Raw genomic sequence first — 10,590 nt, 5'->3', positions numbered from 1 at the left:
GAGCGTCAGCCGAACTTGGGCAGTTCGGGAGTGGCGGAGCCCGACGGCATGACGCGGTAGGTCTTGAGAACCTGCGTCATCGCCTTCTGGAACGCCGGCGCGTTGGCCGCAGACGACTTTACCGTCGCGGGCTCGTCGAGAGTGACCGCGACGACGTACTGCGGGTCCTCGGCGGGAGCGAAGCCGATCATCGTCGTGTAGTACGCACCCGCTTTGTAGCCGCCGGCGCCGTCGGGTTTCTCACCCGTTCCGGTCTTCACCGCCAGGCGGTAGCCGGGGATCTCGATCTGCTTGGACAGGGTTCCCTGCGCGGCGACGTTCTCCAGCATCAGGGAGACCTCGTCGGCGGCCTTCTCGCCCACCACCTGCTGCCCGGTGGCGTCGGGCACGTCCGTCACCGTGCCGTCGGCGCGCGTGCACCCCTCCACGAGCGACAGCGGCATGCGCACGCCGCCGTTCGCGAGCGTCTGGTATGCGTTCACGAGTTCGGGAACCGTCGTGGTGAGGCCCTGCCCGAAGTTCACGTTGTAGTAGGTCTGGTTGTCCCACTGGTCGAACGGGCGCAGCTCGCCCTTGGCCTTCTTGTCGCCGTTGAAGTCGATGACCGAGCCGCTGCCGATGCCGAAACTCTTCAGGTAGTCGTAGCGCGTCTGAGCGTTGACGGTGTCGCCGAACTTCGAGATGCCGACGTTGGACGAATCGATCAGCACCCCGGTGAGCGTGTACGTGTTCGTGGGGTGGACGAACGGGTCGCGCACGCTCGCGCCGTTGGGGAACGACTCCTTCGTGGCGGCGGTGACGGTGGACGAGGGGGTGGCCCCGCCCGCGTCGATCGCGATCGCCGCGGTGAGCGCCTTGAACGTGGAACCGGGTTCGAAGGACCCGCTGAAGATGCGGCTGTACCGGTCGTCGTCCTCGGCGCCGTCGACGTGGTTGGGGTCGACCGTGGGGTACTCCGCCATCGCGCGGACCTTGCCGGTGTCGACCTCGGCGACGGTGATCGTTCCCGACTGCGCGCCGGTGTTCTGCACCTGCTCGGCGATCAGCTGCTGCAGGTACCACTCGAGGTCGCGGTTGATCGTCAGCTGCAGCGTCCCCCCGTCCACGGCGGGCTCCTCCACCGCCGTGCCCGGAATCGTGACGCCGTCCTTGCCGCGCTGCCACCGCAGCAGCCCGTCGGTGGCGCTCAGGCAGTCGTTCTGGGCCTGCTCGAGACCCGCGAGGGGCTGGCCGTCGGTTCCCACGAAGCCGATGAGGTTGCCCGCAACGGCCCCGTCGGGATACATCCGCGACGGGTGGGGAACGAACGTGAGGAACGGGATGTCCAGGTCGGCGAGGGCTCGGTACTGCTCTGTCGTGAGACCGCGCTGGAGGTAGGCGAACCTGTTCTCGGGATCCTCGGCCAGGGCGTCCGGAACGATCCTCTCCACCTCCGCTGCCTCCTGGCCGGTCACGCCGGCCAGGAGGACGGCGATCTCGGCCCACGTGACCTCCACGCGCTCGCCGTTCGGGTCTGTCCGCTTCACGCCCTGCTGCGCGAGGTAGGGGTCCAGCTGCGCGTCGTACAGCAGGATGCTGCCGGCCAGGGTCGCGCCGGTCTCATCGACGATGGCTCCGCGGGTGCCGTGGAGCTTGCGCTCGGCGGCGAAGCCGAGCGAGAGGGAGTCGTCGATGTGCTCGCGGGCGTTGACGACCTGGATGTCCACCAGGCGCACCACGAAGCCGACGAGCACCGCGAGGACCACCGCGAGGGCGACCACCGTGCGGCGTCGGGGGCTTCTCGTGCTGCGTGTGGTCATGGGGCTATCGTGTCGCGGGAGTGGGCAGGCCGTCGGTGATCGGCGGGGGTGTCGTCGAACCGGTGCCGTCGGCGGCCGTCCCGGCTTCGGCTCCGTCCTCGACCACGAGCGGAGCGCCCTGGATGGTCGCCTCCGGTGCGGTGATCAGCGGCGTGTCGGTGATGAGCGCGTTCTGCACGGCGCCACGGTTCAGAGCATCCACCGCCGACGTTCCGGCGGCGGCGTGGCCTGCCCCGATGATCGCTCCGTCGCTGAGGCGGAGGTAGGAGGGCGATTCGTTGATCACCATGCCCAGCGCCGCGGCGTTGGCGGCGAGGTACTGGGGGGAGTTGAGTCCGGCGACGTCGTCGGCGAGGATCTGCTTCTCGTACGTGAGGTCGCGCTGCTGCTGCGTCAGCGCGGCCATCTCGTACGTCCCCTGGGTCGTGAGGATCGACAGTCCCATCTGCGCGAGGGCGATCGCGACGGCACCGGCGACGGAGATGACCCCGTAGGCCAGTTTCGGGCGGCGGCGGCGAACGGGCTCCTGAACGACGTGCAGCCGTCGAGACGGCGGCGTCTGCGCGGGCCGCCGGAGCGGGACCGCGGTGGCGAGATCGGTCATGCCGCCTCCCTGATCCGCTCGGCGGCGCGCAGGCGCACGGGGGTGGCACGCGGGTTGCGGGCGCGTTCGTCGTCGGAGGCGAGTTCGGCGCCCTTCACCAGGAGCCGGAAGCGCGGTGCGTGTTCGGGGAGCTCGACGGGGAGGCCCGCCGGTGCCGTCGAACGGCTGGCCTCGGCCAGCACCCGCTTGACGAACCGGTCTTCGAGCGACTGGTAGGACAGGACGACGATGCGCCCACCGACCCCCAGGAGATCGAGCGCCGCGGGCAGGGCCCGATCGAGCGCTGCCAGCTCGCCGTTGACCTCGATGCGCAGCGCCTGGAACACCCGTTTGGCGGGATGCCCGGCGTTCTGCAGGGCGGCCGGGGTGGCCGCCGACAGAATCTCCACGAGCCGGCCCGAGCGCACGATGGGCTCCTCGGCTCGCGCGGCGATGATGGCGCGCGCGTAGCGGCCGGCGAGCTTCTCCTCGCCGTACCGCTCGAAGATGCGACGCAGGTCGCCCTCGCCGTAGGTCGCGAGAACGTCCGCTGCGGTGATTCCCGCGCTCTGGTCCATGCGCATGTCCAGCGGAGCATCCTTCGCGTAGGCGAATCCCCGGTCGGCGACATCCAGCTGCAGCGAGGAGACACCGAGATCGAACAGGATGCCGTCGACGCGGTCGACGCCGGCCCCGGCGACCGCCGCGGCGATGCCGTCGTAGACGGTGTGGACGAGCGTGACGCGGTCACCGAACGGCGCGAGCCGCTCCCCCGCGATCCGCAGCGCATCCGTGTCGCGGTCGAGGCCGATCATCCGCAGCTGCGGGAAGCGCTCGAGGAAGGCCTCGGAGTGGCCGCCCATGCCGAGCGTCGCGTCGACGAAGACGGCGCCGGGGCGGCCCAGGGCAGGGGCGAGCAGCTCGAGGCAGCGCTCGAGGAGGACGGGAGTGTGGATGTCGCGGGAGTCCATGATGCAGGGGCCTCGGCCCCGAGCTCTGATCCCCATCCGCTTCGACCTGGCGCCGGGGAAGTGCGTCAGGGCGAGCGGCTGGGAATCACAGCCGGGGGTCAGAACAAGCCCGGGATCACCTCCTGCTCCATCTCGGCGTACGTCTCTTCGTTGCTCTCGGCGTAGGCGGTCCACGCGTCGGCGTTCCAGATCTCCGCGTGTGCGCCGACGCCGGTGACGACGAGGTCGCGCTCGAGCGCTGCGTATGACCGCAGTGCCGGCGGGATCGTGATGCGGTTCTGGCTATCGGGCTTCTCCGCGCTGGCGGCGGACAAGAACATGCGCAGGAAGTCACGCGCCTGCTTGTTGTTCAACGGCGCTTCGCGGATGCGCTCGTGCACCCGCTCGAACTCCGTCGTGCTGAACACGTACAGGCAGCGCTCCTGTCCGCGGGTGACGACCACGCCTGCACCGAGGTCGTCGCGGAACTTCGCCGGGAGGATGACGCGGCCCTTGTCGTCGAGCTTGGGGTTGTGCGTGCCGAGCAGCATCCGTACACCCCCTCCGTCCGGCCCTGCGAAGTGACTCCACTTTACTCCACTCTCCTCCACTTAACCATCACAATCCACCCCCGCGTGGGCTTTTTCCCCGTCGAGCGGCGAATTCCCCGCGGAGCGGGCGCGGGAGCGCACAAAAAAAGCACCGACTCCGCAGAGTCGGTGCTTGTGTCGTCCGGGCTGCCCGCCCGGTCAGATGCGGGTCAGCGCCCTTCTTGGCGGCGGTCCCAGCGGTCGTTCATGCGATCCATGAAAGAGGAGCCGGTCGCCTGAGCGGGGCGGGGGCGCGAAGTGGAGGACGCGGGAGGTGCGGCGCCGCGCAGGGGGGTCACGGCGAGGATGACGCCGCCGAGCATGAGGGCGAACCCCACGACGCCGACCACGATGCCGGGGGGGTTCATGCCGACCGTCACGCCGAAGATGAGGCCGCCGAGGCCGAGGAGGACGAGGATCGTGCCGTAGACGATGTTGCGGTAGCTGAGCGCACGCACGGGTGCCGTGACGACGTCGGCGTCGTTGCGCATGAGATGGCGTTCCATCTCGTCCAGCAGGCGCTGCTCCTGTTCGGAGAGTGGCATGGAACCCCCTCGGTGTATCTTGGCGTCGATTCTACGCGCGCGGTGAGTTACTAGGCTAGGCCCGTGTCGCCCTCCCCGGATCCCATCGAGGCTGTTTCCCAGCGTCTGAGCACCTTCATCGCGGATCGACGGGCCGAGGCCGGCGACCTCGGCGACGAAGCCCTTCTCCTCATCGAGGCCGCCGCCCACGCGGTGGAAGGCGGCAAGCGACTTCGCGCCCGCTTCTGTCTCACCGGATGGCGCGCCGTCGCCTTCCCGCGGCACGGCGACCCCGTCCCGGCCGCCGCCATCGGCGCGGCCGCCGCCCTCGAGATCTTCCACGCCGCCGCACTGGTCCACGACGACCTCATCGACAACTCCGACACCCGCCGCGGCCGTCCCTCCGGGCACCGCGGTCTCGAAGCCGCGCACGCGAGCCGGCGGTGGCACGGCGACGCCGCCTCGTTCGGCCGCTCGGGTGCCATCCTCCTGGGCGACCTCCTCGTGGCGTGGAGCGACGATCTGCTCGAGGAGGCAATCGCCTCCCTCCCGCCCGGACGCGCCGCCGCCACCCGTGCGGCGTACGCGCGGATGCGCCGCGACGTCACGGTCGGGCAGTTCCTCGATGTGGCCGAGGAGTCGGCCTTCACGAGCCAGCCGGATGTCGCGCACGCCGACCGCGCTCTGCGGGTGGCGTCGCTGAAGTCGGCGCGCTACAGCATCCAGCAGCCCCTGTTGATCGGGGCGGCCCTGGCCGGCGCCGATGCCGCGCAGGATGCCGCGCTGTCGGCGTTCGGGCATCCGGTCGGCATGGCGTTCCAGCTGCGGGACGACGTGCTGGGGGTGTTCGGTGACGCCTCCGTCACCGGCAAGCCCTCGGGGGACGACCTGCGGGAGGGCAAGCGCACGGTGCTCGTCGCCTACGCGCGGGAGGCGCTCTCGCCGGGCGCGCGTCAGGTGTTCGATGAGCTGCTGGGCGACCGCGGGCTGGACGAGGGACAGATCGCCTCGCTGCAGCGCACCATCGCCGAGACGGGTGCCCTTCAGCGCACCGAGGACCTGATCGCCACCTTCGCCCGCGAGGCGGATCGGGCGCTGTCGGGCGCGCACCTGGACAACGCCGCCGTCGGCGAGTTGCGCGAACTGGCACGCGCGGCCACGACGCGCTCGTCCTGACCTGCTGCGGACTCAGGCGAGGGTCTGGGCGACCCGTCGCACCTCCGCCTTGCGCCCCGCGCGGAGCGCCTCCAGGGGCGCGACACCGATCGACTCCTCCGGCGTCAGCAGCCAGTCGATGGCCTCGTCGTCGCTGAAACCTGCGTCATGCAGCACGATCGCCGTCCCGCGCAGGGACGACAGCGGCTGACCGTCGACGAGGAACAGCGCCGGGACCTTGATCGGCCCCTCACGGCGAGAAGCGATGAGGTGGTGCTCGTCGATGAGCCGCCGGACGCGGCCCAGTGGTTCGCCCAGCGCGTCGACGAGTTCGGGGAGGGTCAGCCACGTGGTTTCGAGGGGGGTACCGGTCACCATTTCACTATCTCACCCCGTCCGCGCCGTCCTCCGCTTTCTCCGCTCCGCGCGCGGTTTCCTGCGTCTCATTCACGCGGCGTCCGCGCTCGCGGTGTCACAGTTTTCACAGCAGTCACAGTGGTTGACATCATTAACACATCCGTGACAGCGTGACCGCAGTCGAGAAACGGAGCATCCCATGCGACATTCCGGGCGAATCCCCCGCGTCCGCTCGTTGGCCTCCGGTCTGCCGCTGGCACTGGCCGGATCCATCGCGCTCGCGCTCACTCCCGAATCCGCGCACGCGGTCGCGCCGCCGTCCGCGCCGGAGCCCGCGCGTTCGGGCGACTCCCCCGGCCCTGTCACCGCCCCCACGGGAAAGGCCAGGGCCGCGCACGCCGCCCCGCTGGCACTGTCAGCGCCGGCCGAGTACGTCGTCCAGGCCGGCGACACCATCAGCAGCATTGCCGGCCGCCACGGGCTCCGCACCGGCGACGTGCTCAGGTCGAACGGCCTGAGCTGGTCGTCGATCATCTACCCCGGTCAGGTGCTGCGACTGGCCGCTTCCGCCGCCGCCCCGGCGGCCCCGGCGGCGGCCGCCCCCGCGCCCGCCGCACCCAGCGCCGCGCACACGGTGCGAGCGGGTGACACGGTGAGTGCGATCGCCTCCGCCCACGGGGTGAGCACGCAGGCGGTCCTCGATGCCAACGGCCTGACGCGGGCATCGATCATCTACCCCGGGCAGACCCTGGCCCTCCCGGCACCGGTCCTCTCCGCTGCGCCGGCCGCGTCATCCACGCCTGCTGCCCCTGCCGCCGGGCTCGACGCGGAGCAGACCGCCAACGCCCAGACGATCATCCGCGTCGGGCGCGAGGTCGGGGTGTCCGACCGGGGCATCGTCATCGCCCTGGGCACCGCGATGCAGGAGTCGTGGTTGCGCAACCTCGACGGGGGAGACCGCGACTCGCTCGGGCTCTTCCAGCAGCGCCCGAGCACCGGATGGGGAACGGCCGCCGAGATCCTCGACCCCGTCCGATCCACCCGTGCATTCTTCGGCGGGGCCGGCGACCCCAACGGCGGGAACACCCGCGGGCTCCTGGACATCCCCGGGTGGGAGACGATGGCCTACGCCGACGCAGCGCAAGCCGTTCAGATCTCCGCATTCCCCGACCGATATGCCCAGTGGGAGCAGCCGGCCACGGTGTGGCTGGCCGCGCTGGGCTGACGCCGGGAATCCGCCGGGAACGACTGGGTAACGCCGGTGAGGCGCTCCCGGGGCTCGCACAGCCTCCTCCGTAGACTCTCCCCGTGAGCACGACTCAGGCCGACCCGCTGATCGGACGTCTCGTCGACGGCCGATACCGGGTTCGCGCGCGCATCGCGCGGGGCGGGATGGCGACCGTGTACGTCGCGACCGACCTCCGCCTGGAGCGCCGGATCGCGCTCAAGGTCATGCACGGGCACCTCAGCGACGACGCCGTGTTCCAGAGCCGCTTCATCCAGGAGGCCCGCTCCGCCGCGCGCCTGGCCGACCCGCACGTGGTGAACGTGTTCGACCAGGGCCAGGACGGCGACATGGCCTACCTCGTCATGGAATACCTGCCCGGCATCACGCTGCGCGAGCTCATGCGCGAGCACCGCCGGCTCACCGTTCCGCAGACGGTGACGATCATGGATGCGGTGCTCTCGGGCCTGGCAGCGGCCCACCGCGCCGGGATCGTCCACCGCGACGTCAAGCCCGAGAACGTCCTCCTCGCCGAGGACGGCCGGATCAAGATCGGCGACTTCGGCCTCGCACGAGCAACCACGGCCAACACCGCCTCCGGCCAGATGCTCATGGGCACGATCGCCTACCTCGCCCCCGAGCTCGTCACCCGCGGCACAGCCGACGCCCGCAGCGACATCTATTCGCTCGGCATCATGCTCTACGAGATGCTCACCGGGGAGCAGCCCTACAAGGGCGAGCAGCCGATGCAGATCGCCTTCCAGCACGCGACGGACTCCGTGCCCCGGCCGAGCGTGAAGAACCCCGGCGTCCCCGAGCAGCTCGACGAGCTCGTCCTGTGGGCCACCGAGAAGGTGCCCGACGATCGTCCGCTCGACGCCGGCGTCATGCTCGCCCGCCTCCGCGAGATCGAGCGCGAGCTCGGCGTCGCGCCCCAGGTCGCCCGCGCCGTCGCGGTCGGGACCACGGCGACCGAGGATGAGGTGGATTCCCGCGAGCTCACCAAGGTGCTGCCGCACACCGTCGTCAGCGCACCGACGGCGGTGGAAGAATCCGACAACGGCGCGCGCCTGCGTGCGCGGACGAAGCGCCGGGCGGCGAAGGGCGGATGGCTGTTCGTGCTCGTGCTTCTGCTGGCCGGGCTCGCCGGCGGCGCGGGATGGTGGTTCGGTTCGGGCCCCGGGTCCCTCGTGGTCGTCACGGACGTCTCGGACGGGACCTTCGCCGACGCGCAGGCCCGGCTGGCCGAAGACACGCTCGTCGCCGTCGAGGAGGGCGTCTACAACCTCGAGGTCCCCGCCGGCACGGTCGTCACCACCGACCCGCCGGCCGGCTCCCGCGTCGACCGCGAGACGAGCGTGACCGTGCTGGTCTCCCTCGGACCGCGGCCGCAGACGGTGGAGCCGGTGTCCGGGATGACGGCCGAGCAGGCCCGCGGCATCCTCACCGGCGTCAATCTCGTCGTGAGCGAACCGGATCAGGCCGAATTCACCGATGCGCCCGCGGGGTCCGTCATCGGCGCGACGTTGACCCCCCGGGCCGGCGAACCCGCCGACTGCTCACAGGGATGCGAGGCCCACGAGGGCGACACGATGTCGCTGCTGGTGTCCCTCGGCCCGGTGCCCGACGTCTCCGGTGTCAGCGTCGACCGTGCCACGCAGCGGTTGACCGACGTCGGCCTCGAGGTCTCCGGCGACCGCCCGTCGGACTACAGCAACTCGATCGCCGAGGGGGATGTCATCGGCATCCTGGATCGCGAGGAGAGCGGCAACTGGCGCCCCGGCGACGCCGTGACGCTGCTCGTGTCGGAGGGTCCTCGCCCGATCGAGGTGCCCGACGTGGTGGGCAGCACGGTCGCGGATGCGATGAACACGCTGCGCCGCGCCGGCTTCGAGCCCGGCACGGCCCTCCCCGAACTGGTGTGGGGCATCTTCACCGTCAACCGCACCGACCCCGAGGCCGGGACATCCCACCGCCCCGGCACCGCGGTGCGGGTCTTCGCCACCGGTTGACCTCGGCCGGGCCCGCGGGAGCTGTCCGCGGCGCGCACGGGCTCCGCGGTGTCGTCAGAGCCTTTCGAGCTCCTCGGCGACCAGGAAGGCGAGCTCGAGGCTCTGCATGTGGTTCAGGCGCGGGTCGCACAGGCTCTCGTAGCGGGTCGCCAGGGTGGCCTCGTCGATCCGCTCCGAGCCGCCCAGGCACTCCGTCACGTCGTCGCCGGTGAGTTCGACGTGGATGCCGCCGGGGAAGGTCCCCACGGCGCGGTGCGCCTCGAAGAACCCGCGCACCTCGTCCACCACGTCGTCGAAGCGGCGCGTCTTGTAGCCGGTCGGCGTCGTGATGCCGTTGCCGTGCATCGGGTCGGTCACCCACAGCGGGGTCGCGCCGGAAGCCTTCACGGCCTCCAGGAGCGGCGGAAGCGCGTCCCGGATCTGTGCGGCGCCCATGCGCGTGATGAACGTCAGACGCCCGGGCTCGCGCTGGGGGTCGAGCTTGTCGATGAGCGCCAGCGCGGTCTCCGGCGTCGTGCTGGGCCCGAGCTTGACGCCGATGGGGTTGCGGATGCGGGAGAAGTAATCCACGTGCGCTCCGTCGAGGTCACGCGTGCGCTCCCCGATCCAGACGAAGTGCGCCGAGGTGTTGTAGGGCGTCCCGGTGCGCGAATCGATCCGCGTCATGGGCCGCTCGTAGTCCATCAGCAGGCCCTCATGGCCGGTGTAGAACTCCACGCGCCGCAGCTCGTCGAAGTCGGCGCCGGCGGCCTCCATGAACTTCATGGCGCGGTCGATCTCCGACGCCAGTCGCTCGTACCGCTGGTTCGCGGGGTTGGAGGCGAAGCCCCTGTTCCAGCTGTGCACTTCGCGGAGGTCGGCGAAGCCTCCCTGGGTGAAGGCGCGGACGAGGTTCAGGGTCGACGCAGCGGTGTGGTAGCCCTTCAACAGGCGTGCGGGGTCGGCTTTACGGGATTCCTCCGTGAAGTCGTACCCGTTGACGATGTCTCCGCGGTACGCCGGCAGCGTCACGTCTCCGCGCGTCTCGGTGTCGCTCGAGCGGGGCTTGGCGAACTGTCCCGCCATGCGGCCCATCTTCACGATCGGCATCGAGGCGCCGTAGGTCAGCACGACGGCCATCTGCAGAAGCGTCTTGACCCGGTTGCGGATCTGATCGGCCGTCGCACCGGCGAACGTCTCGGCGCAGTCACCGCCCTGGAGGAGGAAAGCCTCTCCGGACGCGGCCCGGGCGAGGCGTTCGCGCAGCAGATCCACCTCACCGGCGAACACCAGCGGGGGTAGGCTCGCGATCTCCGCGGATGCTGCGGCCACCGCATCGGCGTCATACCACTGGGGCTGCTGCTTGATGGGCAGAGTGCGCCAGTGATCGAGGCCGTCGAGGTGCTGAAGCATCCT

At 70.7% G+C, this 10,590-nt stretch carries 10 protein-coding genes; 3 read left to right on the top strand and 7 right to left on the bottom strand.

Annotation, left to right across the window (positions count from 1 at the left end; genetic code table 11):
- Window positions 1-5: 5 nt before the first annotated feature.
- The 5 genes from AC2DFQ_RS01785 to AC2DFQ_RS01765 form a co-directional block, all read right to left on the bottom strand.
- Window positions 6-1,799, bottom strand: a complete 1,794-nt coding sequence (locus AC2DFQ_RS01785; protein ID WP_484532762.1) for a peptidoglycan D,D-transpeptidase FtsI family protein — start codon at window positions 1,797-1,799, stop codon at window positions 6-8.
- Between the two features lie 4 nt (window positions 1,800-1,803).
- Entirely contained in the window at window positions 1,804-2,403 is a 600-nt protein-coding gene (gene ftsL / locus AC2DFQ_RS01780) for a cell division protein FtsL (RefSeq protein WP_484532761.1), read from the bottom strand.
- Window positions 2,400-3,353 (bottom strand): 16S rRNA (cytosine(1402)-N(4))-methyltransferase RsmH, encoded by a 954-nt coding sequence (gene rsmH, locus AC2DFQ_RS01775; RefSeq protein ID WP_484532760.1) that lies wholly within the window; start codon window positions 3,351-3,353, stop codon window positions 2,400-2,402. The genes ftsL and rsmH overlap by 4 nt, the downstream gene beginning before the upstream one ends.
- Before the next feature lie 98 nt (window positions 3,354-3,451).
- On the bottom strand, window positions 3,452-3,883 hold the full coding sequence (mraZ, locus tag AC2DFQ_RS01770) for a division/cell wall cluster transcriptional repressor MraZ (protein ID WP_484509552.1): 432 nt from the start codon (window positions 3,881-3,883) through the stop codon (window positions 3,452-3,454).
- Between the two features lie 209 nt (window positions 3,884-4,092).
- On the bottom strand, window positions 4,093-4,467 hold the full coding sequence (locus AC2DFQ_RS01765; protein ID WP_484509553.1) for a DUF3040 domain-containing protein: 375 nt from the start codon (window positions 4,465-4,467) through the stop codon (window positions 4,093-4,095).
- Between the two features lie 63 nt (window positions 4,468-4,530).
- On the opposite strand from AC2DFQ_RS01765, the gene AC2DFQ_RS01760 reads away from it, so the two are divergent.
- Window positions 4,531-5,622 (top strand): polyprenyl synthetase family protein, encoded by a 1,092-nt coding sequence (locus tag AC2DFQ_RS01760; RefSeq protein WP_484532759.1) that lies wholly within the window; start codon window positions 4,531-4,533, stop codon window positions 5,620-5,622.
- A 12-nt stretch (window positions 5,623-5,634) separates the two neighbouring features.
- Here the strand turns inward: AC2DFQ_RS01760 and AC2DFQ_RS01755 are convergent, their stop codons facing one another.
- Window positions 5,635-5,979 carry an Rv2175c family DNA-binding protein gene (locus AC2DFQ_RS01755; protein WP_484509555.1) on the bottom strand — a complete coding sequence of 115 codons (345 nt, stop codon included), beginning with the start codon at window positions 5,977-5,979 and terminating at the stop codon, window positions 5,635-5,637.
- Window positions 5,980-6,157: 178 nt separating this feature from the next.
- Between AC2DFQ_RS01755 and AC2DFQ_RS01750 the strand changes: the two genes are divergently transcribed.
- Window positions 6,158-7,183, top strand: coding sequence for a LysM peptidoglycan-binding domain-containing protein (locus tag AC2DFQ_RS01750; protein WP_484509556.1), 1,026 nt, complete (start codon window positions 6,158-6,160; stop codon window positions 7,181-7,183).
- 83 nt (window positions 7,184-7,266) lie between these two features.
- Entirely contained in the window at window positions 7,267-9,195 is a 1,929-nt protein-coding gene (pknB, locus tag AC2DFQ_RS01745; protein ID WP_484532758.1) for a Stk1 family PASTA domain-containing Ser/Thr kinase, read from the top strand.
- A 54-nt stretch (window positions 9,196-9,249) separates the two neighbouring features.
- Here the strand turns inward: pknB and AC2DFQ_RS01740 are convergent, their stop codons facing one another.
- The gene (locus tag AC2DFQ_RS01740; RefSeq protein ID WP_484532757.1) at window positions 9,250-10,587 is read right to left on the bottom strand and encodes a class II 3-deoxy-7-phosphoheptulonate synthase; all 1,338 of its coding nucleotides are present in this window, start codon (window positions 10,585-10,587) and stop codon (window positions 9,250-9,252) included.
- Window positions 10,588-10,590: the final 3 nt, after the last annotated feature.

This window comes from Microbacterium sp. Z11_20 (assembly GCF_057197605.1).
This window is presented reverse-complemented; position numbering and strand designations above follow the sequence as displayed.

Coding starts and splice junctions, on each gene's coding strand:
- AC2DFQ_RS01785 (WP_484532762.1), bottom strand. CDS start 1,799: ATGACCACACGCAGCACGAGAAGCCCCCGACGCCGCACGGTGGTCGCC.
- ftsL (WP_484532761.1), bottom strand. CDS start 2,403: ATGACCGATCTCGCCACCGCGGTCCCGCTCCGGCGGCCCGCGCAGACG.
- rsmH (WP_484532760.1), bottom strand. CDS start 3,353: ATGGACTCCCGCGACATCCACACTCCCGTCCTCCTCGAGCGCTGCCTC.
- mraZ (WP_484509552.1), bottom strand. CDS start 3,883: ATGCTGCTCGGCACGCACAACCCCAAGCTCGACGACAAGGGCCGCGTC.
- AC2DFQ_RS01765 (WP_484509553.1), bottom strand. CDS start 4,467: ATGCCACTCTCCGAACAGGAGCAGCGCCTGCTGGACGAGATGGAACGC.
- AC2DFQ_RS01755 (WP_484509555.1), bottom strand. CDS start 5,979: ATGGTGACCGGTACCCCCCTCGAAACCACGTGGCTGACCCTCCCCGAA.
- AC2DFQ_RS01750 (WP_484509556.1), top strand. CDS start 6,158: ATGCGACATTCCGGGCGAATCCCCCGCGTCCGCTCGTTGGCCTCCGGT.
- AC2DFQ_RS01740 (WP_484532757.1), bottom strand. CDS start 10,587: ATGCTTCAGCACCTCGACGGCCTCGATCACTGGCGCACTCTGCCCATC.